Below are 23763 nucleotides of genomic sequence, written 5' to 3'. Positions count from 1 at the left end.
AAGCGGCGACATGACGACAGGAGCGATCCATGGACCGGCGCACTTTCATGATAACCGGCGCATGCCTGCCGGGCGTCGCGGCGAGCGCATGGCCGTGGCTCGCGCACGCCGCGGCGTGCGGCAACACGGTGGCGGTGGCCGATTCCACGCTGGCCGGTGGCGCCGCGCTCGCCGGGTATGCCGCGCACCGGCAGTGGCCCGTGTTCGAAACCGGCGACGATATCGGCGCGCTCTGGTACTCGACCCTCGCGCCGCTTCTTGGCGTATCGTCCGCGCGTGCATCGGCCACGCTGATCGGTCTGACGCGCGCGTCGGATTACTTCGTCCTCAGCGAACTCGCGGCTCGCGCGGGACACCTGATCGAACATCGGTACGAGCAGGGCGCGGGCGCTGGCGCGCAGCCGGCCCATGTCGCGTTCGCGTTCGCGCCGCGCGTGGCGCGCTAGAACCTGTACGCCTTGTTTTTCGGATCGAACGTCGCGTCGTCGAATGTTTTCGGCGAGATGGTTTCGAACACGATTCTCTCGAAGATCTGGCCGTCGTTGGCGTAAGACTCGACCGTGCGGAAATACGGATGCCGCAGATCCAGGCCGAGCGTTTCTTTCCTCGCGTAGAACTGCGGCTGGCCGGCGGGTGTTTCGAACGTGAAGGTCACCACGCGCACGCCGTCGATCGTTTTCACCGCCACCGTGGTCGAGCGCGGCAAGCCGGACTCGGCGTATTTTTTGCCCTCGGTGAGGTATTGGTTCGCAATGTATTCGGTGCCGAGATCGCGCACGTCATGATTCGATTGGGCGCGGGCGAGGGCGCCGTTCAGCGATGTCCATAACGGCATGACATTCAGGATGCCGCCCAGGTGTCCGTACATCTCGTCGGTCCGCCTGGACTCGTCGTAAATGACTTCCTGGCCGGCGTGCGCGCCGTCGGGCAGCCACTTCGCGTAGATTCGCAGCGGCTCGTGCGCGACGCGCACCAGCATGTGGTCGGGCTTGTCGGGCCACTGGCCGCGAATGCGTTCCGAGCGCGACATGGTGAACTCGTACGACGGATAGCCGTTCGGCCCTTCCTTGATATAACGCGGCAACGCGAGCGGATCGAGCGACTGGAATAGCGCGACCAGTTGCGCGTCGTCGAGTTTTTCCATGGCGCCGCTCTGTTGTGCGGCGCGCAGCCATTTGACCTGCTGATCCAGCGTGAGCTTGCCGACCTGCGCGGACGGCGTGGTCGGCGCCTTGACGGCGCTGACGGTATCGAGCGCGGGCGGCGTGTCGTCGTTTTGCGCGAACGCGGCGGGTGTGGCGAGCGCGGCCGCGCCCGTCATGAGCGCGGCGAGCAGCATTGCGCGTGACGGCGCGCCCCGCAACGACGCATGAAGCGACGCATGAAGCGACGCATGAAGCGACGCATGAAGCGACGCATGAAGCGACGCCCGTAAGCCGATGGCCCGCGCCGCAAGGCGCCGTAGAGGCATGAAGGCCGGTGTGCGGCATGAGCGTGCGGACATGCGGTGCTTCATGAATCTCTCCGAAAGGTGACGCGAGGCGCAATCTCAGTCAGGCAGGCTTTTGCTTCGCGAGTTCCTCGTCGCGCAGTGCGCGGCGCAGTATTTTGCCCACGTTGGTTTGCGGCAGCTCGTCGCGGAACTCGACGAGCTTCGGCACCTTGTAGCCCGTCAGGTTCTTGCGGCAATGGGCGATCACCTGTTCCGCGGTCAGCGAGGGATTGCGCCTGACGATGAACACCTTCACCCGTTCGCCTTGCGCGGCATCGGGTACGCCGATGGCCGCGACTTCCCGCACGTCCGGGTGCGCCGCGATCACGTCTTCGATTTCGTTCGGATAGACGTTGAAGCCCGACACCAGAACCATGTCCTTCTTCCGGTCGATCAGACGGATATAGCCGCGCGAATCCATCACGCCGATGTCGCCGGTGGCGAGCCAGCCGTCTTCGTCGATCACCTTGGCGGTTTCTTCCGGGCGGTTCCAATAGCCCTTCATCACCTGCGGGCCCTTCACGCACAATTCGCCCGCCTCGCCGATGTTCGCCCAACTGCCGTCGTCTTTCCTGAAACGCACGTGAGTGGACGGCGCGGGCAAACCGATCGAGCCTTCGAAGTCACGCATATTGTTCAGATCGACGGGATTCATCGAGACGATCGGCGAGCATTCGGTCAGCCCGTAACCCTCGATGATCGGCTTGCCGGTCACCGCCTTGAAGCGCTCGGCCACCGACTTCTGCGTGGCCATGCCGCCCGCCATCGCGAGCTTGAGATTCGAGAAGTCGCGCTTGCAGAACTCCTCGTTTTCAAGGAACGCGTTGTAGAGCGTATTCACGGCGGTCATGCCGGTGAATTTCTCGTGACGGATGATCATCATCACGCGCTTCATGTCGCGCGGATTGGCGATCAGGATGTTGCGCCCGCCGAGCCCCATGAAGATCAGCGCGTTCACGGTCAACGAATAGATGTGATAGAGCGGCAGCGGCGTGAGCACCGTTTCGACGTCGCCCGTCAGTTGACCTTCGGACCACGCTTTCGCCTGCAGCAGATTGGCGATGATGTTCTTGTGCGTGAGCATCGCGCCCTTGGCGACGCCGGTCGTGCCGCCCGTGTACTGCAGGAACGCGATGTCCGCGTGCGTGGGGCGCACGGGTGTCAGCGGCCGCGAGTAGCCGATCGAGAGCGCCTCGAGCAGGGGCACGGCGTTGGGCAGGTTGTACGCCGGCACCATTTTTTTCACGTGCCGCAGCATGAAATTGAGCAGGCGTCCTTTCAGATTCAGACCATCGGCAAGCAGATCGCCGAGGCCCGTCACGATGACGTTCTGCACTTTGGTGCCGGGCAGCGCGTCTTCGACCGTTTTCGCGAAGTTCTCGAACACGATGATGGTTTGCGCGCCGCTGTCTTTCAACTGGTGCGCGAGTTCGCGCACGGTATAGAGCGGATTCACGTTGACCACCACGGCGCCGGCCTTCAGCACACCGAACAGCGACACCGGATACTGGAAGGTGTTCGGCAACATGATCGCCACGCGTTCGCCGGGTTTCACGCCGAGGCTTTGCAGATACGCGGCGAACGCGCTGGCCTTGCGGCCGAGTTCGCCGTAGGTCAGGTCCGCGCCCACGCTCACGTAGGCCACGCGCTCGCGGAACTGGGCGATGCATTCGTCGAAGAACTGCACGACCGATTCGTACCGCGCGACGTCGATGTCGTGCGGCACGTCGGCCGGATAGGAGGCGTACCAGATGCCGTCGGTGTTGGGCGCGTGCTGTGCTGCGTTCGGCGCCGCGGCATCGGCGGCGAGCGGGAACGGGGTTTGAGTGGGCTGCGTCATAGTCGTCTCCTTTGTCGACCGGAGTTCGCGTGTCGACCAGAGTGGCTGCTTTGGCACTTACTCTGGTCGTCACGCGTTACTGCGGTCTCATGCAAGATAATCGCTGAAGCTGTGGCTTCATCTATTTGTATGCCGATCGTGCGGCCAGTCATCAAAACAACTCGCATGCGCGAACCAGAACCACACGGCGGTGCAGACGCCGAACCGGAACCCAAGCACGCCGCTCAGCGCTCCAGAATCGCCACCACGCCCTGGCCGCCGGCCGCGCAGATCGAAATCAACCCGCGCGCGGTGCCCGCCGGCTTGTCGAGCTGCGCGAGCATCTTTGCGAGGCCGGCGACGATGCGTCCGCCCGTCGCGGCAAACGGATGACCCGTTGCAAGCGAACTGCCGTTCACGTTCAGCCTGGCGCGCTCGATCGCGCCGAGCGCGGCCGGCAAACCGAGTTGCGTGCGGCAATACTCGTCATCCTGCCACGCCGCGAGCGTGCACAACACCTGTGCGGCAAACGCTTCGTGGATTTCGTACAGATCGAAGTCCTGCAACGTGAGGCCGGCGCGCGCCAGCATGCGCGGCACGGCATACGCGGGCGCCATCAGCAGGCCTTCTTTCTTGTCGAAGAAGTCGACGGCCGCGGTCTCGGACCAGCTCAGATACGCGAGCACGGGCAGTCCATGGCGCGCGGCCCAGTCCTCGCTTGCGAGCAGCACGGCGGAGGCGCCGTCGGTGAGCGGCGTCGAATTGCCGGCGGTCAGCGTGCCGGCGTCGCGATCGAACACAGGCTTCAGGCCCGCGAGTTTTTCGAGCGTGAGGTCCTCGCGCAGATTGTTGTCGCGCGCGAGGCCCCGGTACGGCGTCATCAGATCGTTGACGAAGCCGCGTGCATAGGCCTGCGAAAGCTTGCGGTGGCTGTCGTAGGCCAGCACGTCCTGCGCCTCGCGCGAAATGTTCCAGCGCTTGGCCATCAGTTCGCAATGCTCGCCCATCGACAGGCCCGTGCGCGGCTCGCCGTTGCGCGGCAGGAGCGGCTTGAAAAACATGCCGGGCCGCAGCTTGGTCAGCGCGCCGACGCGTTGCCCGGCGCTTTTGCCGCGATTCGCTTCGAGCAGGATCTGGCGCATGCGCTCGTTGACGCCGATCGGCGCATCGGACGTCGTATCGACGCCGCCCGCAATGCCCACTTCGATCTGCCCCAGCGCAATCTTGTTGGCGACGAGGATCGCGGCTTCGAGTCCGGTGCCGCAGGCCTGCTGCACGTCGTAGGCGGGCGTTTCCCTCGCGAGCGTGGTGGACAGCACCGATTCGCGCGTCAGATTGAAGTCGCGCGAATGCTTGATGACGGCGCCCGCCGCGACTTCGCCCAGACGTTCGCCGTGCAGGTTGTAGCGGTCGATCAGGCCTTGCAGCGTGAAGGTCAGCATGTCCTGGTTCGACGCGGTCGCATAGGCGGTGTTCGAGCGGGCAAACGGAATCCGGTTGCCCCCGACAATGGCGACGCGGCGTACGGCTGGCAGCGGGTTGGACATGCTCGGCTCCTTCGGGGCGTTCCCTGGTTATTGGATGGGGCGAATGCGATTAGTGCGATTGCTGCGCTGACCTCTTGCGATGGCCCTGATGCTTCTGACGCTCCCGACGCTCCCGACGCTGTTGACGGTCCTGATAGAACAACGATTGCAGCCGGTCCCGATTCCATGATTCCACGAGCGACGCGCGCAGCTCATTGCAGCCTCCACTGCATACGGCCGCGCAAATGCGGTTTTTGTCCGGCCATGTCGCGCACTTCGATGTCGCGTTCGATCAGCGAAGGCGACGCGCTCCACAGCGAAACCTCGCCGGGCAGCAGCATCGGCAATTTGAATTCGGCGCTGAGCGTGGCCTCCGCGAGCGGCTTGGGCGGTTGCAGTGCGGAGGCGGCGCGCGCCAGCGTCCACATGCCATGCGCGATCGCGCGTGGAAAGCCGAAGGCCTTCGCGGACAATGCGCTCAGATGGATCGGGTTGTAGTCGCCGGACACGCTCGCATAGTCGCGGCCCAGTTGCGACGCGAGTTGCCAGCGGGCGATCCGTTGCAACGGTTCGGGCCCGAGTTCGAGCGGATCGAGCGCGCTGCCGCTCGCCGGCACGCCGCGTTTCAGATAGACGCTGTCGCCGTCCCACACGGCTTCGCCGCGCCGGTACATGCGCGTATGCAGCACGAACGCCTGGCCTTTGTCGTGGCGCAGCAGCGCGCCGAATTCCACCTCGACGCGCAGCATGTCCTTGTAGGCGAGCGGCCGGCGCAGGCGCACATGGTTGGCCAGATGCACGAGCCCGAGCGCCGGCCACGGAAACGCCGGGTCGGTCAGCATCAGCAGATGCAAGGGGAAGGCCAGCAGATGCGGATAGGTGAGCGGCACGCCGTGCTCGGGGATGAACCCGCACACGCGCGCGTAGCGCCAGATCGGGCCCGGGTCGAGGGGGACGGCGGGGCGCACGAGGCGCAGCGGCGGCAGATGCGTCTCGCGCCCGCGTTTGACGATGCCCGACAACGCGCGCGCGTAGAGCTTCGCGGGTGCGGGCAAAGTGTCGATCACGACGGTTTTGGGCCGCACCGCGTCCGGCCGCGCCGTGTTCGATGCATGACTGCCGCCGAACGGATCCCCCGGCTCACCCATGGTCATGCTCCAATCAGGCTTTGACCGCACACGCGCACGACCTGGCCGCTCACGCCCGCCGACCCCGGATGCGCGAGCCACGCGATGGTCTGCGCGACATCGACCGGCTGGCCGCCCTGGCTCATCGAATTCATGCGGCGGCCGGCTTCGCGGATCGCGAGCGGAATTTTCGCGGTCATCTGCGTTTCGATAAAGCCGGGCGCGACCGCATTGATCGTGATGCCGCGCGCGCGCAAATGCGGCGCCATGCTCTGCACCCGGCCGATCACGCCGGCCTTCGAGGTGGCGTAATTGGTCTGGCCGAGATTGCCGGCAATGCCGCTGATCGACGACACGCCGATAATGCGGCCGCCGTCGCGCAGAATGCCCGCGGCGAGCAGGGCGTCGTCGATCCGCTCCTGCGCGCACAGGTTGATGTCGATCACGCTTTGCCACGCGGCGTCGGTCATCTTCGCGATGGTCTTGTCCCTGGTGATGCCGGCGTTGTGCACCACGATATCCACGCCCTGTTCGTCGAGCGCGGCGGCGATTTGCGCGGGTGCTTCGGGTGCGGCGATGTCGAATGCGAGCGCGGTGCCGTTCAATTGACGCATGGTGGCGTCGAGCGCCTCCCGCGCCGCGGGGATGTCGATGCCGATCACGTGCGCGCCTTCGGCCGCTAGCACGCTCGCAATCGAGGCGCCGATGCCGCGCGCGGCGCCGGTCACGACCGCGCGCCGGCCCGCGAGCGGCTCTTGCCAGTCGATCCCCGGCATGGGCTCATGGCCCGCGCCGGCGGCGGCGATGCGCACCACCTGACCCGACACATAGGCCGAACGCGGCGACAGGAAGAATCGCAGCGTCGCTTCGGCGCGGCTTTCGGCGCCTTGCTCCACGTAGACCAGATTGGCGGTGATGCCGCGCCGGGCTTCCTTGCCGAGCGAACGCACGAGGCCTTCGAGCGCGCGCTGCGCGGTCCACTGACGCGGCGTCGCACAGCTTTCCGGCGGCCGTCCCAGCACGATGATGCGCCCGCATTTGCCGAGCGAGCGCAGCGTGTCGTGAAAGAAGTCGTGCAGCGGTTCGAGCTGGGTACTGTCTTCGATACCGCTCGCGTCGAACAGCAGGGCCGCGAGCCTGCCTTGAGAGCTGGAGTCGGCCGGTTCGAAACGCCCCGTCATGAGTCCGTGGCGATTGGCGAGCGGCACCCACAGCCCGGCGCTCTCATGCGCGACGCTCGTTATCACGCCGATGCTGGCCACGAGATTCGCGAGCGCGTCGAGCAACTGCGGTTCACGGCCGGCGCCGATCGCCACCAGACCGCCGAACTCGGGCTGGTCGGCGCGATAACGGCGCAGCACCTCGGGCTTGGGCAGCCCGAGCGAGCGCGCAAGGCGGCCGCCGAATGGCGAATTGACGAAGTTCAGATAAGAGTCGTTCATATTATTGATTGCTCCGCTGGCCACGCCTCGAAGGACGCCCCCAGTCCCGAATGCAGTCCCTCGCGGGATAGGGGCGCCGAACGTGTGTCAGTGTGCACCGAGTTCGGCGCACGCGGCGCGCCTTGCCCGGATGTTTTTTTGCGGCCGGCGCCGGGTTCAGGCCGCGAGCTCCAGCGCCTTTTCCAGCGTCTCCTTGCGCTTCTGCAGGTTGGCGAGCATGTCGAAGTCGGCCGGGAAGTCGTCCACCTTCACGACTTGCGCGCCATAACGCGCGTAATCGTCGAGCACGCGGCGTTCTTCGGCGTCGATCAGGCCTTTTTGCTGCACCGCGTCGGTCCATGCGGCCAGTTGCGGCAGGCTCTGCGGCATCGGTTCGATGAGGCCTTGCCTGAGCGCTTCGCGCAGCTTCTGGTCGATCTGCGTGAAGCGCGGGTGCAGTTCGAACACCAGCTCGCCATAGCCGAGCGCGTCGACATCCGGATGCGGCACGTACGAATCGGACACCAGACGGTTGCGCGCGGCGCCTGGGGTTTGCATCAGTTCGGCGATTTCACTGCCGAGGCGGTCGGACGGCTCACGGTGCGGCAGGCCGAACGGAAATGCGAGCGCGCGCACGAGTCCGGCGGCGAGGCGGTTCGGGTAGTTGGCGAGCACGCCGTCGAGCGCGTGTTGCGCCTTGTACAACGAATCCTCCACGCCCCAGCGGACCAGCGGCAGGTCTTCTTCCTGACGGCCTTCGTCTTCGAAGCGCTTGAGCGTGGCCGAGATCAGGTAGAGCTGCGACAGCACGTCGCCGAGCCGCGCGGAGATGCGCTCGCGGCGTTTCAGGTCGCCGCCGAGCACGAACATCGAAACATCGGCGAGCAGCGCGAACGCGGTGGACAGGCGCGTGGCCGCGCGATAGTACGCATGCAGCGGCGCGTAGGCCGTGCGCGGTCTGGCGATGAAGGCGCCGCCCGTTACGCCATAGACAAAACTGCGGACCACGTTGGAAAGCGTGAAGCTGACGTGGCCGAAGAACGCCTCGTCGAAATCGCGCAGCGCCCTCGCTCGATCCGTTTCGCGCGTGGCGGCCATTTCCTTCAGCACATACGGATGACAGCGGATCGCACCCTGGCCGAAGATGATGAGGCAGCGCGTGAGAATGTTTGCGCCTTCCACGGTGATCGCGATCGGTACCTGCTGATAGGCGCGTGCGAGAAAATTCGACGGTCCCATGCAGATGCCCTTGCCGGCGGCGACATCCATGCCGTCGTTGATGACCATGCGGGCGCGTTCGGTGATGTGATATTTGGCGATCGCCGAAATCACCGAAGGCTTTTCGCCGAGGTCCACCGCCTGCGCGGACAGGCGGCGTGCGGCGTCCATCACGTACAGGTTGCCGCCCATGCGGCCGAGCGCTTCCTGCACGCCCTCGAACTTGCCGACGGGGGTGCGGAACTGCCGGCGAATCGCGGCGTAGGCACCGGTGCCGCGCACGGCGATTTTCGCCATCCCCACATTCGACGAGGGCAGCGAAATCGCCCGGCCCGCCGCCAGGCATTCCATCAGCATGCGCCAGCCGTTGCCGACCTGGGCGCGTCCGCCGATCACCCAGTCGAGCGGAATGAACACGTCCTTGCCCGAGTTCGGGCCGTTCTGGAACACCGCGTTGAGCGGCCAGTGACGGCGGCCGATGTTCACGCCAGGATGGTCGGTCGGAATCAGCGCGCAGGTGATGCCGGGTTCGTCGTTCGTGCCGAGCAGATGATCAGGATCGAGCGCGCGGAAGGCGAGGCCGAGCACGGTCGCAATCGGTCCGAGCGTGATGTAGCGCTTGTCCCACGTGACGCGAAAACCGAGCGTCTCGCGACCTTCGAACGTGCCCTTGCACACGATGCCGAGGTCCGGAATCGCCGCCGCGTCCGAACCCGCGTAAGGGCTCGTCAATGCGAAGCAGGGGATTTCCTCGCCGCGCGCGAGGCGCGGCAGATAGTGGTTCTTCTGCTCGTCGGTGCCGTAGTGCATCAGCAACTCGGCGGGGCCGAGCGAGTTCGGCACCATCACCGACACGGCGGCAGCCGAGCAGCGGGTGGCGAGCTTCATGATGACCTGCGAATGCGCGTAGGCGGAGAACTGTTTGCCGCCGTACTGCTTCGGAATGATCATGCCGAGAAAGCCGCGCTCCTTGATGTACTGCCAGGTTTGCGGCGACAGGTCCTGCCAGACCATGGTGGTTTCCCAATCGTTCGCGAGATCGCAGAGCTGCTCGCATTCGACATCGAGGAATGACTGCTCTTCCGCGCTCAGTGTGGCGGGACCGTAGCCGAGCAGCTTGTCCCAGTGCGGGCGTCCCGAGAACAGTTCGGCGTCCCACCAGACCGTGCCGGCTTCGATCGCATCGCGCTCGGTCGGCGACATCTCCGGCAGGATCTTGCGGAAGATGTCGAGCACCGGTTTCGCAAGCCACGCGCGGCGCAGCGGCTTGAACGCGAGCACGAGGGCAGGCAGGACGAACACGATGGCGAGCAGCGTCGTGGCCACCGGTCCCGCCGCGCCGCTCACATGCGCGGCCGCCACCCAGACGATCATGAAGGCAAGCCACCAGGCGGCGCGCGCCTGTACATAGACGAGCGCGCAAGCGGTGATGACGAGCACTAGGATGAACCACGGCATGACGTTTCCTCCTGTTTCGATGGTGCGTGCGAACGCATCCACGGGGCGCGGACGGTGCGCGTTCTATTGATTTTCTGCCCGGCGGCGGTGGCTTGCCGCGCGTTCGGGTTGTACCTGCGTTTGCTCGACTATCGCGCCGGCTTCGTTTGCGTGTCGTGTCTGTAGTTCGACAGCGCGGCGTCGCTTAGGTGCGGGCCTTAGACGTGCTGCTCAGGTATGTGGCGTTCATATCGTTCGGCTGCCTTCTCGTTGAGTGCGTACCGGGTACTTGTTGCCTGTCTGATACCGGCCGGCTGGGTAGGGATTGCCGGTCGACTACGGCTTCGATACTGCGGCATGCTAAACGTTGCGCGGCGTGCCCGCATGGCCCGGCGGCGATCGATTCGCCGGCTCGCGCGAGCGCCGCGTGCGGACGGCGCGTGACGGCGCCGCCCGCCATGCTGCATCGCTAGGCCGTGCCGTGCAATGCGTGCTGAAACGCTCCCGCTTCCACATTGCCGCCACCTCGTTCGCCTTCCGATACAGCGGGCGACGACGATGCCGACGCCGGTTCGCCGGGCGCGCGCGCCGGACTCGCCGCGCTCTGCGCACCGCCGTCGACGGCGCATTCCGGGCCGCTCTCGGTGGCGTCGCCCAGTACCGCGGCGAATGCGGCCAGTTGCGAGCCGTCGGGCAGCGGCGCCTTGAGCGCGGCCACCATCAGCGAGGCGAGGCGTGCGATGAGTTGCAGATCGTTCATCGATTTGCCCTGCGAGAACTCGGAGATCAGGCTGTCGGTGTCGGTGCCGGCCAGCACGCCCGAGAGCGCGCCGATCGCGAAGTGAAGGCGCCAGCCGAGTTCCTCGCGCGGCAGATGCGGCAACGCGCGCTGGAACGCATCGAAAAACCGCACGGCCACCGAGGCATAGTGCCCGTTGAGAAAGTCGCGGATGAACGACGACGGATCGGTATAAGCGCGGCCCAGCAAACGTAGAAACGCCTTGCCGCCCACCCGTGGTTCACGTGACAGGCGCAGCGCGGGGATGAACATCGCGCCGAGCACATGCTCGCAGGTCAACCGGTCGCCGAGCATGGCGTCGAAGCGGTCGAGCAGCTTGAGCCGCTCCTCATTGAGGTGATCGAGTCGGCGCGACAGCATCGAGTGAATCAGCGATTCCTTGCTGCCGAAGTGGTAGTTCACTGCCGCGAGATTGACCTCGGCGCGCGAAGTAATCTGGCGCAGCGACATGGCCTCATAGCCGCATTCGATGAAAAGCGTTTCGGCGGCGTCGAGGATGCGGGACTTCGTATCGCCGGCTTGCCGGCCTGTTGTGCGAACTGCCATGTTGCGTCTCCCAGTTGCCGGGCGCCCGGCCCGCAAACAAGCGATTCAAATAAAGATTTGAAACGGCCGTTTTTTTCAGGATAAGAAGGAATGGTGCGAGCAAGCAAGGGGTCGTAGTCGACTAACTCCTCTAGAAGACCTGACGAAGGTCGCGCTTTCCGTGCGCACGGTGCGTCAAACCGCGCGGAAATAAAAAAGGCCGTTCCGATGGAAATCGGAACGGCCTCGTATTGCTTGCTACCTGTGTCTGGCCCTGCGCTTATTGGTTGACGCGTGCTCCGCGTCACGGCGGTTCGAGCCGCCTTTGCCGCCTATTGTGCCCGATAACGCGCCGCCAAAATAGCTGTTTAGTTCGAACGCTTAAAGCTGCGCCGCCACCTGTTTCGCCGACTGCGTCATGTCGATGCCGCGGCGCTCGCGGCTGAACGGAATCAGCGCCGCGATCACCACCACCACGACGCCGATCACGACCGCCATGACGAGCGCGTAGTTGTTGCCGTGCGCTTCGGCGGCGCTCGCCTGCAACGGGCCGTTGACCGACGCGATCAGATTGCCGAGTTGATACACGAGGCCGGGGAACGTCGCGCGAATTTCATCGGGCGAGATTTCGTTCAGGTGCACCGGAATCACACCCCACGCACCCTGCACGGAGATCTGCATCAGAAAGGCGCCGAGCGCGAGGAGCACCGGCGTGCTCGAGAAGGCCCACAGCGGCAGCACCGGCAACGCGATCAATGCGGCGATGAAGATCGCGCGCTTGCGGCCGATCTTCTCGGACAACGCGCCGAAGAACAGGCCGCCGCAAATCGCGCCGACGTTCAGCACGATCGTGATCCACGACACCGTGTGCGCATCGAACTGATGCTGCACACGCAGGAAAGTCGGATACAGATCCTGCGAGCCGTGCGAGAAGAAGTTGAATGCCGTCATCAGAACGATCGCGTAGAGCGACAGCTTGACGTTCTGCCGGAGCGTGGCGACGAGACCCGGACGCGCTTTCTTTTCGAGCGTCTTGAAGGCGGGCGATTCCGGCACATGCGCCCGCACGTACAACACGAGCAACGCCGGCAGCACGCCGACGAAGAACATGCCGCGCCAGCCGATGTACTGATAGAACACGCCGAACACGACCGAGGCGAGCAGATAGCCGCTCGGATAGCCAGCTTGCAGCAGGCCCGAGACGATGCCGCGCGACTTCGGCGGCACGGTTTCCATGGTCAGTGCGCCGCCGACGCCCCATTCACCGCCCATCGCGATGCCGAACAGCGCACGCAGCACGAGCAGGGTGGCCAGATTCGGCGAGAAGCCGGAGAGCAATTCCAGTAACGAGAAGCACGCGATGTTGACCATCAACGTGGGACGCCGGCCGTATTTGTCGGCGAGCCAGCCGAAAATCAATGCGCCGAGCGGACGCATCATCAAGGTCAGCATAATGCCGAAGGCGACTTCGGGAATTTTTGTATTGAACTCCGCTGCGATATCTTTCAATACGAACACCATTAAAAAGAAATCGAATGCGTCGAGTGTCCAGCCTAGATAGGCGGCGATCGTGACGTTTCTCTGTTCCCGTGTCCAGCTCATTGATTGCTCTCCTGAGTCTCCAGAACCCGCGCTTAACGACGGGCGGCTCTACGGCCCCATGCGCCCCGTGGCATAGGGTTCGAGCGAGTGTACGCCGACTGTTAAACGCTTGCATGAATGAAGCCGCGTTTATCCGTATTAATCCCTGGAGCAGATTTCATGCGGAATTCCGATGCCTTGCCGGTGTCGGGAAAATGTAATTATTGTATTAATGCTGTGTGCAATACGATTCGTTATTTGTAATCCATTTTCGGGTGCTATTTCCCGGTAATCCGGTCAGTTCGACCTTGGGTAATTTCGCTTGCCGGTAGAGGTGACACTCGTGGGATTCCGGTTGGCGCCGGCTCCGGGCGGCGGGTATAACAGCGGCTCGCGGCATTCGCGCCGCGCATATGAGGGAGACTGACCAATGACGATTCCGCATTTATGCCTGCTCATCGTGGCGCTGTTGCCGTTTCCGTGGACCATGCTTGCGAAGGTCAGCAAGCGCTACGACAATCGCGCGCCGCGCGCGTATCTTGCCGGTCTCGAAGGCTGGCGCGCGCGTGCTCATGCGGCGCATCAGAACGCGTGGGAAGCGCTGGCGATGTTTACCGCCGCGATCGTCGTCGCCGGACAGGCGGGCGGATCGAGCACGTGGATCAACTGGCTGGCGATCACTTTCGTCGTGACACGGGTGTTGCACGGGGTGCTGTATGTGGCGAACCTGGCGTCACTGCGGTCGCTGGTGTGGTTCGTCGGCGTTGCTTGTGTGGTGTCGATGTTCTTTGTGTCGGTTCGCTAGGCAGGCGTGACGGCGCCGCGCCGTTCGGTCGGCGCGAGCCGTCGGCGCCGGCGAGCTTTCTCGGCTGGATCCTGCCGATTCCGGAAGACGGTACCTGTGTTTGGACTCCCGCGAGGCTTGCGACGTAGACCGACAATTCGCAATATATGCGTTCAGTGAATCAGTCGAGGTGAAAAATCAATTGGATTCATGTTGCGCCGCGGAATAAGATGGTTGCATCCTACTTATCTCGCTGTAGTCAACGCGCCATGTCATTTACATCGATCACTTCTGAGCCTGTGCGCCGCGAGCGCAGCCCATTTGCCGTCGTTGCTGCCGTCACGCTCCTTACGGGCATCGGCGCGGGCCTTGGCGGCATGTTGCTCGCGCTGCTGTTGCACGGCATCCAGCATCTTGCATACGGCTACAGCGTGATGCACGTGATCAGCGCCGAGAGTTTTCTGCAAGGCGTGAGCGGCGCCGCGCCCGAACGCCGCCTGTTCGTACTGATGGTTTGCGGGCTGGTGGCCGGGCTCGGCTGGTGGGCGTTGTATCGGTTCGGCCGGCCGCTCGTGAGCATTCGCGAGGCCGTCAAGTCCGACGATCCGCAGATGCCTTTAGCCAGCACGACCGTCCATGCGGTGCTCCAGATCGTCACCGTTGCGCTCGGCTCGCCGCTCGGCCGTGAAGTCGCGCCGCGCGAGATCGGCTCGGCGCTCGCCGGCTGGCTGTCGCGCCGTGCGGGGCTGTCGGTCGCGCAAAGCCGGATCATGGTGGCGTGCGGCGCCGGCGCCGGTCTGGCCGCTGTCTATAACGTGCCGCTCGGCGGCGCGGTGTTCGTGCTCGAAGTCCTGCTGGGCACCTTCGGCTGGCCTGCGTTGGTGCCGGCAATCGTGACTTCGTCGTTGGCCGCGCTGGTCGCTCAGGTGGGACTCGGCAACGAACATCAGTACCTTGTGCCTTCGCTCACGCTGAGTGCATCGCTCGTGGTCTGGTCCGTGGTCTGCGGTCCGATTTTCGGTGTGGCGGCGTGGAGCTTCGCGGAACTGATGAAGCGCTCGCGAGCGGCGGCGCCGAAGAACTGGCGGCTACCGGTGTTGTCGCTGCTGAACTTCGCGGTGATCGGCGTGCTGGCCATGCACTTCCCGCAGTTGCTCGGCAATGGCAAGGGACCCGCGGGACTGGCATTCGATGGTGGACTCACCATTGGTCTTGCCGCGATGCTGCTGGTGCTCAAGGTGGTGATTACCGCAAGCAGTCTGCGGGCAGGCGCCGAGGGCGGTCTGCTCACGCCGGGGCTCGCGAACGGCGCGTTGCTGGCGATCGTGCTTGGCGGAGTATGGAGCGTGGTGTGGCCGGGGGCGTCGCTGGGTGCATTCGCGGTGGTCGGCGCAACGGCGTTCCTCGCCGCCTCGATGCAGATGCCGATGACGGCCGTGGTGCTGATGTTTGAATTCACCCGCGTGAGCCAGGATTTTCTGGTGCCTGTTCTGTTCGCGGTGGGCGGCGCGCTACTGGGTTTCCGCGCTTGCGTGAAGTGGGTACCGGCAATGCACTCGAGCGCTGGTTTGAGCTGGAGTGGCGCGAGCAAAGCGCGATGAGGCTTGTCCGGCTTCTGGCGGCGCAATGGCGGATGTCATGTCATGCATGCATGCATGCCGCCGAAAGCGATATCCGGTAGCAGCCAGGAAAGGGCGTCGCTTCGAACACGCGACCCGAAGCAAGCCAGAAACAAAAAACCCCGCGAAGCACAAAGGCTTAACGGGGTGTTTCGTTTCACTTGGAGAGGGGTGGTGCCCAGGAGAGGACTCGAACCTCCACGGTGTTGCCACCGCTAGGACCTGAACCTAGTGCGTCTACCAATTCCGCCACCTGGGCACGTCTTCAAGCTAGACCGCTATTTTAGCGTGATGATGCAGCGTGTCAATCCCTACATGCAAACTAACTTCGCTTCATTCAACCGCCCGGATAGGCCGCGCAGCGAAGTGATACTTCATTGCTCAACCACCGTCCTGCCAACTGCTTTACGTCTCTGATAACCACGCCATCCGCTCCGGCAAATCCAGAAGCAGATCGCCTGGTCTCACACAAAAAGTAAAGCCGCTCGGAAGCGGCTTTACTTTTGAATCTGGTGCCCAAGAGAGGACTCGAACCTCCACAGTGTTGCCACCGCTAGGACCTGAACCTAGTGCGTCTACCAATTTCGCCACCTGGGCAGGTGATGAACAGCAAAGAACGCCATTATAGCGACAGATTGGGGGCTGTCAAGCGTTTCTCAAAACTTGCTTAAACATCGCGGCGACGTGCCTGCATGCGCTTCACGGCAACTGCCCAACGACCATTGTTGGGGCCGCTTGGCGCGCAATACGGGTGTTAGAATGCCTCGCAGTAGTTCGTTGGCACGGTGCACACGCCCGTCGGACTCAGCCTTGAACGAGCCGGACCCGAGCAGTCTTTTCTGTGCATTTGCAGGTGCAATTCAAGCGCGACTGAGAAGCGCAACCGAGGCGCACCGTAATCGCTTCCCAAGCCGAGCCACATCGCCGACCGACGTCCATGCAACGAGAAAAAATCATCGACAAGCCCTTGAGCAAATTTCCGTATCCGATTCCAAGCCGCGAAGAAATCCTCGGCGTCCTGCGCACGAGTGAAGCGCCGCTTGCCGCGAACGACATCGCCGAAGCCTTGTCGATCAAGCGCCAGGAGCGCGAAGGATTTTTCAAGCGCTTAGGCGCGATGGAGCGCGACGGCCAGATCCGGCTCGATCAGCGCAATCTCTATCAGCTGACCCATCCGTCGAACTTCGTTGCGGGCCGCGTGCAAGGTCATCGCGACGGCTACGGTTTTCTAATTCGCGACGACGGCCAGGACGATCTGTTCCTGCCCACCGGCGAAATGCAGAAGGTCATGCACAACGACCGCGTGCTCGCGCGCATCGTCGGCTATGACCGGCGCGGCCGGCCGGAAGGGCATATCGTCGAGGTCACGGATCGCGCCAACAAGCGCGTGATCGGCCGCCTGCTCAACGAGAACGGCGCGTTGATCGTCGCGCCCGAAGACAAGCGCATCGGCCACGACATTCTGATCACGCAGAACACCAAGAAGGCCAAGGTCGGCCAGGTGGTGGTGGTCGAGCTGACCGATTTCCCGAGCCGTCACTCGCAGCCGCTCGGCCGCGTGGTGGAAGTGCTCGGCGATATCGACGACCCCGGCATGGAAATCGAAATCGCGGTGCGCAAATACGGCGTGCCGCACGAGTTCAGCCCGGCCGCGCTCGACGAAGCCTCGCGGCTGCCCGACGAAGTGCGCCCGGTCGACGCGCGTCATCGCATCGATCTGCGCGACGTGCCGCTCGTCACGATCGACGGTGAAGACGCCCGCGACTTCGACGACGCCGTGTACTGCGAGCCGGTTCAGGTCGGCCGTGGCGAGGGCTTCCGCCTGATCGTCGCGATCGCGGACGTCTCGCACTACGTGCATCCGAAGAGCGGGCTCGACGCCGACGCGATCGAACGCAGCACCTCGGTGTATTTCCCGCGCCGCGTGATTCCCATGCTGCCGGAGAAACTGTCGAACGGTCTGTGCTCGCTGAATCCGAACGTCGACCGTTGCGTGCTGGTGTGCGACATGATCGTCACCGCGCGCGGCGAAGTGAAGGCGTATCAGTTCTATCCCGGCGTGATGCATTCGGCCGCGCGGCTCACCTATACGGAAGTCGCCGCGGTGTTGAAGAACACCAAGGGTCCGGAGGCCGCGCGCCGCGCCGCCTTGCTGCCGCAACTGCAGAATCTGTACGGCGTGTACAAGTCGCTGTTCGCGGCGCGCCAGAAACGCGGCGCGATCGACTTCGATACGACCGAGACGTACATCGTCTGCAACGCGCAGGGCAAGATCGAACAGATCATTCCGCGCACGCGGAACGACGCGCACAAGCTGATCGAGGAATGCATGCTGGCCGCGAACGTCTGCGCGGCCGACTTCCTCAAGCGCAACAAACATCCGGGACTGTTCCGCGTGCATGCCGGACCGACCGCGGAAAAGCTGGAGAATCTGCGCACCTTCCTGCGCGGCATGGGCCTCACGCTCAACGGTGGCGACACGCCGCACGCGAGCGATTACGCCGCGCTGATGGCGCAAATCCGCGAGCGGCCCGACGCGCAGATGCTGCAGACCATGCTGCTGCGCTCCATGCAGCAGGCCGTCTACAGCCCGGAGAATATCGGCCACTTCGGTCTCGCGTATGAGGCGTATGCGCACTTCACGAGCCCGATTCGCCGTTATCCCGATCTGCTCACGCACCGCGCGATCTACGCGATCCTGCAGGGCCGCAAGTATCAGCCGGAGCCGCCGCAAGGCGTCGAGCTGAATACGGCGCTCTCGCCGCGCGCGCGCGCCATGCAGCAGGCCGACGACGAAAAACGCGGCCGCGTTCGCGGCAACAACGTGGCGATCTGGGAAGAGCTCGGTCTGCATTGCTCGGCCAACGAACGCCGCGCCGACGAAGCCTCGCGCGACGTCGAAGCCTGGTTGAAGTGCTACTTCATGCGCGACAAGCTCGGCGAAGAGTATGGCGGCATGGTGAACGGCGTCACGTCGTTCGGTATTTTCGTGCAGCTCGACTCGCTGTTCATCGAAGGCCTCGTGCACGTCACGGAACTCGGCTCGGACTACTTCCAGTACGACGAGATCAAGAACGAGTTGCGCGGCGAGCGCACCGGGATCCGTTATCGTCTGTCGGATCGCGTGCGCGTGCAGGTGAGCCGCGTCGATCTCGACGCACGCAAGATCGACTTCCGGCTCGTGCGCGACACGCCGATCAAGCCACCGTTGGTGCGTGGGCCGGCGGCCGACAAATCGTCCGGTGAAAACGGCGGTGCCCGCGTGCGTTCGCTGCCGCCGGCGGAAGGCGGCGCGGCAGCGCCGGGCGGGCGCCGCAAGAAGGCCGCGCCCGCGCAAACCGCGGCGGTGAAGGAAGCACGCGCGGCGCGCGGCGCGGCGAAGAAGCACGGCGCGGCGACCAAGCCGGCGTCGAAGCCGCAGGCGCGCAAGAAGCGCTGAAGCCGCCTGACTGTTTGAACCGCGCGCATCGGGCACGTCGCAACGTGCCGGTTGCGCGCGGTCTGCATTTCATCACCGGCACGATTCGAACGCGGCAAGCAGGCGCGGCAGATACGCGGCAAATACGCGGCAGATACGCGCAGCAAGCAGGTTCGCACAGGTTCATCTTCATCACAGCAGCGCGCGTTGCACGCGCGCTCAATCAAAGGTTGTATCAGTCATGGCACGTCTCAAGGTTTTATACGGTTTCCACGCAGTGACGGCACGTATCCGGCACGACGCGTCGACGGTCGAAGATGTCTATTACGACGCGACGCGCAAAGACCGTCGCATGACCGAATTCCTGCACGCGGCGAAAGAAGCCGGCGTGCGCCTGATCGCCGCCGACGAAACGCGGCTGTGGGGTCTCGCGCACACGGAGCGCCATCAGGGCGTGGTCGCGCGCGCGGGCGACATGCCACTCGCGCAGAACCTGGCCGAGCTGCTCGACGGCATCAACGGTTCGCCGCTGATTCTCGTGCTCGACGGCGTGACCGATCCGCACAACCTCGGCGCCTGTCTGCGGGTTGCGGATGCCGCGGGCGCGCACGCGGTGATCGCACCGCGTGATCGCGCGGTGGGCTTGAACGCGACGGCCGCGAAGGTGGCGAGCGGCGCGGCCGACACCGTGCCGTACATCACCGTGACGAATCTGGCGCGCGCGCTGCGTGAGTTGAAGGATGCCGGGGTGTGGGTCGTCGGTACGGCCGGCGAGGCCACCAAGAGCCTCTACGACACGGAACTGGACGGTCCGGTGGCGCTCGTGATGGGCGCCGAAGGCGAGGGCATGCGCCGCCTCACCCGCGACACTTGCGATGTGGTCATGCAGATTCCGATGGCGGGCACGGTCGAAAGCCTGAATGTGTCGGTGGCGAGCGGGGTTTGCCTGTTCGAAGCGGTGCGCCAGCGCTCGGTGAAGAAGTAGACCGGAGCGGCGCTCGCGCGCCACTCCGGTAAACTAGCGTTTTTTACTGCTCGCCTGCCTTTCCCATGACTCAAGACGAACTCAAGCAACTGGTCGGCCAGGCCGCCGCCGATTACGTGAACGCCAACGTGCCCGAAGGCTCGGTGATCGGCGTCGGCACCGGCTCCACCGCGAACTGTTTCATCGACGCGCTGGCGGCCGACAAGACGCGCTACCGCGGCGCGGTGTCGAGTTCGCTCGCCACCACCGCGCGGCTGCAGTCGCACGGCTTCAAGGTGCTCGACCTCAACGAAATCGATTCGCTGCCGGTGTACGTGGACGGCGCCGACGAGATCGACCACAGCGGCGCGATGATCAAGGGCGGCGGCGGCGCGCTGACGCGCGAGAAGATCGTCGCGTCGGTGTCGGACGTGTTCGTGTGCATCGCGGACGCCAGCAAGCTCGTCGAGACGCTCGGCAATTTCCCGCTGCCGATCGAAGTGGTGCCGATGGCGCGCACCGCGATCGGCCGCCGCGTCACGGCGCTCGGCGGTGTGCCGGTGGTGCGCGTCACGAAAGAAGGCGTGCCGTTCATTACCGACAACGGCAATGAAATCCTCGACGTCAAGGGTTTGCGCATCAGCGACCCGCGCACGCTGGAAACGCATATCAACGCCTGGCCGGGTGTGGTGACGGTGGGCCTGTTCGCCACCCGCGGCGCGGATCTGTGCATGCTCGGCACGGATACCGGCGTCGAGACGATCGAGTACGGCAAGGGTTGAGCAATGCTGCAGGAGCGGCGCGCGAGCCTCGGTCAACCGGCTCGTGTGGCCTCGGGCGCCTCGCTCGCATCGTCATGCGTTAGCGCGCGGCCCGCCGGATCTCCTGGGTCATCCGCTGCAAATACTGCTCCACCGAAAATTCTGTGCGGGCGTCGGCCAGCGCCTGCTCCGCAAGGCGCTGCGCCAAAGCCGGATCGGCACGCAACGTGCCGATCGCATCAGCCAGCGCCGTGACGTCCCCCGGTTTCACCAGCCAGCCGTTGCGCCCGTGCCGCACGATCTCGGTCACGCCACCGGCCGCCGAGGCGATCACCGGACGCGCCGCGGCCATTCCTTCGACCACCACCCGCCCGAACGGCTCCGGCTCCGTCGACGTGTGCAGGATGACGTCCATCGCTTTCATCCATGCCGGCACGTCGTCCTGAAAGCCCGCAAAGTGCACGCGATTCGTCACGCCGAGCGCCGCCGCCTGCTCGCGCAGGCGCTGCGCGTACGCGTCTTCGCCGAATAGCGGGGCGCCCACCAGCACCAGCTGCGCATCAGGCAAGCGCGCGAGTGCATCGAGCGCGATATGCTGGCCCTTCCACGGCGCGAGGCGGCCGAACAGACCCGCGAGCCATGCCTGTTCCGGCAAGCCGAGGCGTCGCCGCAACGCGGCCATGTCGCCGCCGTTCACACGGCTGAACGCGGCGGCGTCGATGCCGTTGTAGACGACCGGCGCCGAGCCCGCCGCCATACCCGTCAGCGCCGCGAGCGAGCGCGCCGACGCCTGCGAATTCACCACCACGTGATCGACCGCGAAGCGCACCAGCCATTTGACGACACTCAATTGCACGCGCCCGAAATGCTCGCGCGTGAGAATGTCGTGCTGATACCAGATCACCGGCTTGCGATGCAGCGGCTTGCCGAGCGCGCCGAGCACCAGCGCTTTCTGTGTGTTGAGAAACAGCACGTCGAACTGACGTGCCCGCGCTGCGATCGCACGCACCTGACGCAGGATGCCGGGCACGACGCGCAGACAGTTCAACACGGACGCTTGCCGCTCGACGTTGGACACGCGCGCGTCGTTGATCACCTGCACGCGCACGCCGAGCGTTTCGAGGCGCGCGCGAAAGGGACCATCGGCAAGCAACACGACTTCGCTGCGTGCGGCGCAATGTCCGGCGAGTTGCAGCAGGGCGAATTCAGCGCCGCCGAGCTGGCCGCTCTGATCGACGAACAGCACCCGCGGTATCGCAGGCGATGCACCGGCTGCCGTCGACGACGGCGCTGCGGGTGCGGCAGCAGGATCGCTCAGCGCGGGCTGAACGAGCGGCAACGAATGGGCGAGCGGGGCGAGGGGAGCGAGGGGAGCGAGAGGTGGGGCGTCGATCGTCGGGCGCATAGAAAGGCGATGTAATGGAACACACAGGTTCGCAATAGGCGAACGGGGATGTCTGATTATTCGCGTACAGTCGCGCGCCGAATGTGGGCACGCGCACGCACAGCTAACGATGCGCCACATACACTCGTTGCTAGGCCCAAAAGGCGTTAATTAAAAAGGCTCGTCGGCGGAATCTGTGGGTGGTTTGATGCGATTCATGAGGGACAGAGGAAGCGATAGAGTTTCTTGCAGGTAGCGTCAAAGGCGTTCTGCTCGTGCTCGGAGAGGTGCCTCGAAAGCGGGCCACCGAACTCGTGGATCTCATTGAGAAGCAGTGTGCGGGCATCCATGGCGGCTAAGTCCGGATCGACGTGACGGACTTCGATGAGATGGCCACCAAGCATCCAAAGGTGATCGCGGTGGCGGTGCAACGTTTTGCGGGCATAGCCGTGGGTCAGCAGGTGTTGCAGGAAAGGTGTGAAGACCTTCACGAGCGCCTGTCCGAATGGGATGTCCTCGTCCTCGAAGCGCCATGAGGCAGGCCAGTTCTGCAAGTCCGGGACGTAGCGCTCCAGTGCGTGCGGATCTGAGGTAACAATAGCGTCTTTACTGATTCCCGCGCGCTTGCTAACCATGTTGCTGACCCGCCTGCTCAATGCCTGCCATCATTTTCCCGGCTTCGTCTATGAAAGTGCCCGACTGTGCGAGCAGTCCAAAACCATCGAGATCGACGTGCGGCCACGCAAGGGTTCGAAGCCGATCTGTTCGTGTTGCAACCGGCCTGGCAGCGGCTATGACACGCTCGCATCGCGTAGTTTCGAATTTATTCCGATCTGGGGCTTCGCGGTGATTTTGCTGTACGCCATGCGCCGCGTCGACTGCCGTGAGTGCGGCGTGAAGGTCGAGACGGTGCCGTGGGCCATCGGCAAGCACACGCTGACCAAGGCCTACATGCTGTTTCTCGCGCAGTGGGCACGCAAGCTCTCCTGGAAAGAGACAGCGCAAAGCTTTCGCACCAGTTGGGAGAAGGTTGCCCAGGCGGTGGAGTGGGTGGTCGACTGGGGGCTGGCCCATCGCGAACTCGGCACCATCCGCGCTTTGGGCGTCGATGAAATCCAGTATGGCCGAGGGCACAATTATCTCACGCTGGTCTATCAGATCGAGGCCAGCTGCGTGCGCCTGCTTTGGGTTGGCCAGGAGCGCACGAAGGAAAGCTTCGCAAAGTTCTTCGTCATGATCGGCAAACGGTTGTGCGAGCAGGTCGAGTTCGTCTGCTCGGACATGTGGCGGCCCTACATCGAGATGATCGCACTACATTGCCCCAACGCGCTGAACATCCTCGACCGCTTCCACATCGTTGCCAAAATGAACAAGGCGATCGACGAGGTTCGCGCCGAGGAAGCTCGCCGCATGACCCGCGACGGCTATGAGCCAGTCCTCAAGAAGTCCCGCTGGTGTTTGCTCAAGCGGCCAGAGAACCTTACTGACAATCAGCGACTGCGCCTGCGCGATCTGCTGCACTACAACCTGCGCAGTGTCCGCGCCTATCTTCTCAAGGAGGAGTTCCAGCAGATCTGGGATTACATCTCGCCTGTCTGGGCAGGCAAGTTCCTCGATCAGTGGTGCACCCGGGTCATGCGCTCACGCATCGAACCAATGAAGAAGTTCGCACGCACCGTGCGCGCCCATCGAGAACTGATTCTCAACTACTTTCATGCGCGCAAGCAGTTCTCCAGCGGAATCGTCGAGGGTTTGAACAACAAGGCCAAAGTCACCATGAGAAAAGCGTACGGCTTCCGGACGTTTCGAACGACGGAAATCGCGCTATATCATGCACTTGGCAATTTGCCCGAGCCGCCGACAACCCACACTTTTTACTGACGAACCA

General features: G+C 64.2%; 17 protein-coding genes and 2 tRNA genes. 7 read left to right on the top strand and 12 right to left on the bottom strand.

The genetic code is table 11. The annotated features are described in order from the left end of the window. Positions 1 to 29: 29 nt before the first annotated feature. Positions 30 to 446 (top strand): hypothetical protein, encoded by a 417-nt coding sequence (locus tag CJU94_RS16770; RefSeq protein ID WP_095419641.1) that lies wholly within the window; start codon positions 30 to 32, stop codon positions 444 to 446. Here CJU94_RS16770 and CJU94_RS16765 read toward each other — a convergent pair. From CJU94_RS16765 to CJU94_RS16730, 8 genes are all read right to left on the bottom strand, one after another. Beyond that, complete coding sequence (locus CJU94_RS16765) at positions 443 to 1339, bottom strand: DUF1571 domain-containing protein (RefSeq protein WP_095420404.1); 897 nt, start codon at positions 1337 to 1339, stop codon at positions 443 to 445. The genes CJU94_RS16770 and CJU94_RS16765 overlap by 4 nt on opposite strands. A 214-nt stretch (positions 1340 to 1553) precedes the next feature. Further along, entirely contained in the window at positions 1554 to 3332 is a 1779-nt protein-coding gene (locus CJU94_RS16760) for an AMP-binding protein (RefSeq protein WP_095419640.1), read from the bottom strand. 224 nt (positions 3333 to 3556) lie between these two features. Continuing rightward, complete coding sequence (locus CJU94_RS16755) at positions 3557 to 4858, bottom strand: acetyl-CoA C-acetyltransferase (RefSeq protein WP_095419639.1); 1302 nt, start codon at positions 4856 to 4858, stop codon at positions 3557 to 3559. Positions 4859 to 5049: 191 nt separating this feature from the next. After that, positions 5050 to 5985 carry a MaoC/PaaZ C-terminal domain-containing protein gene (locus tag CJU94_RS16750; protein WP_095419638.1) on the bottom strand — a complete coding sequence of 312 codons (936 nt, stop codon included), beginning with the start codon at positions 5983 to 5985 and terminating at the stop codon, positions 5050 to 5052. 2 nt (positions 5986 to 5987) lie between these two features. After that, the gene (locus tag CJU94_RS16745; protein WP_095419637.1) at positions 5988 to 7406 is read right to left on the bottom strand and encodes a 3-oxoacyl-ACP reductase; all 1419 of its coding nucleotides are present in this window, start codon (positions 7404 to 7406) and stop codon (positions 5988 to 5990) included. 156 nt (positions 7407 to 7562) lie between these two features. Beyond that, positions 7563 to 10061 (bottom strand): acyl-CoA dehydrogenase, encoded by a 2499-nt coding sequence (locus CJU94_RS16740; protein ID WP_095419636.1) that lies wholly within the window; start codon positions 10059 to 10061, stop codon positions 7563 to 7565. 448 nt (positions 10062 to 10509) lie between these two features. Next, positions 10510 to 11385 (bottom strand): TetR/AcrR family transcriptional regulator, encoded by an 876-nt coding sequence (locus CJU94_RS16735; protein WP_095419635.1) that lies wholly within the window; start codon positions 11383 to 11385, stop codon positions 10510 to 10512. 360 nt (positions 11386 to 11745) lie between these two features. After that, positions 11746 to 12966 (bottom strand): MFS transporter, encoded by a 1221-nt coding sequence (locus CJU94_RS16730; protein WP_095419634.1) that lies wholly within the window; start codon positions 12964 to 12966, stop codon positions 11746 to 11748. A gap of 409 nt (positions 12967 to 13375) precedes the next feature. On the opposite strand from CJU94_RS16730, the gene CJU94_RS16725 reads away from it, so the two are divergent. Together CJU94_RS16725 and CJU94_RS16720 are read left to right on the top strand one after the other, a co-directional pair. After that, on the top strand, positions 13376 to 13750 hold the full coding sequence (locus CJU94_RS16725; protein ID WP_095419633.1) for an MAPEG family protein: 375 nt from the start codon (positions 13376 to 13378) through the stop codon (positions 13748 to 13750). A 248-nt stretch (positions 13751 to 13998) separates the two neighbouring features. Next, positions 13999 to 15330, top strand: a complete 1332-nt coding sequence (locus tag CJU94_RS16720; RefSeq protein ID WP_095419632.1) for a chloride channel protein — start codon at positions 13999 to 14001, stop codon at positions 15328 to 15330. 190 nt (positions 15331 to 15520) lie between these two features. Here CJU94_RS16720 and CJU94_RS16715 read toward each other — a convergent pair. Continuing rightward, positions 15521 to 15607, bottom strand: a tRNA-Leu gene (locus tag CJU94_RS16715). A gap of 251 nt (positions 15608 to 15858) precedes the next feature. After that, positions 15859 to 15945, bottom strand: a tRNA-Leu gene (locus tag CJU94_RS16710). 340 nt (positions 15946 to 16285) lie between these two features. Between CJU94_RS16710 and rnr the strand changes: the two genes are divergently transcribed. From rnr to rpiA, 3 genes are all read left to right on the top strand, one after another. Beyond that, entirely contained in the window at positions 16286 to 18787 is a 2502-nt protein-coding gene (rnr, locus tag CJU94_RS16705) for a ribonuclease R (RefSeq protein ID WP_095419631.1), read from the top strand. Between the two features lie 220 nt (positions 18788 to 19007). Next, positions 19008 to 19751 carry a 23S rRNA (guanosine(2251)-2'-O)-methyltransferase RlmB gene (rlmB, locus tag CJU94_RS16700; RefSeq protein WP_011488090.1) on the top strand — a complete coding sequence of 248 codons (744 nt, stop codon included), beginning with the start codon at positions 19008 to 19010 and terminating at the stop codon, positions 19749 to 19751. A 65-nt stretch (positions 19752 to 19816) separates the two neighbouring features. Continuing rightward, the gene (gene rpiA, locus CJU94_RS16695; RefSeq protein ID WP_095419630.1) at positions 19817 to 20512 is read left to right on the top strand and encodes a ribose-5-phosphate isomerase RpiA; all 696 of its coding nucleotides are present in this window, start codon (positions 19817 to 19819) and stop codon (positions 20510 to 20512) included. Positions 20513 to 20591: 79 nt separating this feature from the next. Here rpiA and CJU94_RS16690 read toward each other — a convergent pair whose 3' ends face one another. Together CJU94_RS16690 and CJU94_RS16685 are read right to left on the bottom strand one after the other, a co-directional pair. After that, a complete protein-coding gene (locus CJU94_RS16690; RefSeq protein ID WP_095419629.1) occupies positions 20592 to 21896 on the bottom strand; it encodes a glycosyltransferase family 4 protein in 1305 nt (434 codons plus the stop codon). 194 nt (positions 21897 to 22090) lie between these two features. Further along, the gene (locus CJU94_RS16685; RefSeq protein ID WP_095417045.1) at positions 22091 to 22510 is read right to left on the bottom strand and encodes a hypothetical protein; all 420 of its coding nucleotides are present in this window, start codon (positions 22508 to 22510) and stop codon (positions 22091 to 22093) included. Here CJU94_RS16685 and CJU94_RS16680 point away from each other — a divergent pair. Next, positions 22509 to 23756: an ISL3 family transposase gene (locus tag CJU94_RS16680; RefSeq protein ID WP_095417046.1), complete on the top strand. Its 1248-nt coding sequence runs from the start codon at positions 22509 to 22511 to the stop codon at positions 23754 to 23756. The genes CJU94_RS16685 and CJU94_RS16680 overlap by 2 nt on opposite strands. Positions 23757 to 23763: the final 7 nt, after the last annotated feature.

It is taken from the genome of Paraburkholderia aromaticivorans, from assembly GCF_002278075.1.
Lineage (GTDB): Bacteria > Pseudomonadota > Gammaproteobacteria > Burkholderiales > Burkholderiaceae > Paraburkholderia > Paraburkholderia aromaticivorans.
This window is presented reverse-complemented; position numbering and strand designations above follow the sequence as displayed.

What these genes read in the sequence shown, in the direction of transcription:
- CJU94_RS16770 (WP_095419641.1), top strand. Translation starts at nt 30, where the DNA reads ATGGACCGGCGCACTTTCATGATAACCGGCGCATGCCTGCCGGGCGTC.
- CJU94_RS16765 (WP_095420404.1), bottom strand. Translation starts at nt 1,339, where the DNA reads ATGCTGCTCGCCGCGCTCATGACGGGCGCGGCCGCGCTCGCCACACCC.
- CJU94_RS16760 (WP_095419640.1), bottom strand. Translation starts at nt 3,332, where the DNA reads ATGACGCAGCCCACTCAAACCCCGTTCCCGCTCGCCGCCGATGCCGCG.
- CJU94_RS16755 (WP_095419639.1), bottom strand. Translation starts at nt 4,858, where the DNA reads ATGTCCAACCCGCTGCCAGCCGTACGCCGCGTCGCCATTGTCGGGGGC.
- CJU94_RS16750 (WP_095419638.1), bottom strand. Translation starts at nt 5,985, where the DNA reads ATGGGTGAGCCGGGGGATCCGTTCGGCGGCAGTCATGCATCGAACACG.
- CJU94_RS16745 (WP_095419637.1), bottom strand. Translation starts at nt 7,406, where the DNA reads ATGAACGACTCTTATCTGAACTTCGTCAATTCGCCATTCGGCGGCCGC.
- CJU94_RS16740 (WP_095419636.1), bottom strand. Translation starts at nt 10,061, where the DNA reads ATGCCGTGGTTCATCCTAGTGCTCGTCATCACCGCTTGCGCGCTCGTC.
- CJU94_RS16735 (WP_095419635.1), bottom strand. Translation starts at nt 11,385, where the DNA reads ATGGCAGTTCGCACAACAGGCCGGCAAGCCGGCGATACGAAGTCCCGC.
- CJU94_RS16730 (WP_095419634.1), bottom strand. Translation starts at nt 12,966, where the DNA reads ATGAGCTGGACACGGGAACAGAGAAACGTCACGATCGCCGCCTATCTA.
- CJU94_RS16725 (WP_095419633.1), top strand. Translation starts at nt 13,376, where the DNA reads ATGACGATTCCGCATTTATGCCTGCTCATCGTGGCGCTGTTGCCGTTT.
- CJU94_RS16720 (WP_095419632.1), top strand. Translation starts at nt 13,999, where the DNA reads ATGTCATTTACATCGATCACTTCTGAGCCTGTGCGCCGCGAGCGCAGC.
- rnr (WP_095419631.1), top strand. Translation starts at nt 16,286, where the DNA reads ATGCAACGAGAAAAAATCATCGACAAGCCCTTGAGCAAATTTCCGTAT.
- rlmB (WP_011488090.1), top strand. Translation starts at nt 19,008, where the DNA reads ATGGCACGTCTCAAGGTTTTATACGGTTTCCACGCAGTGACGGCACGT.
- rpiA (WP_095419630.1), top strand. Translation starts at nt 19,817, where the DNA reads ATGACTCAAGACGAACTCAAGCAACTGGTCGGCCAGGCCGCCGCCGAT.
- CJU94_RS16690 (WP_095419629.1), bottom strand. Translation starts at nt 21,896, where the DNA reads ATGCGCCCGACGATCGACGCCCCACCTCTCGCTCCCCTCGCTCCCCTC.
- CJU94_RS16680 (WP_095417046.1), top strand. Translation starts at nt 22,509, where the DNA reads ATGTTGCTGACCCGCCTGCTCAATGCCTGCCATCATTTTCCCGGCTTC.
- CJU94_RS16685 (WP_095417045.1), bottom strand. Translation starts at nt 22,510, where the DNA reads ATGGTTAGCAAGCGCGCGGGAATCAGTAAAGACGCTATTGTTACCTCA.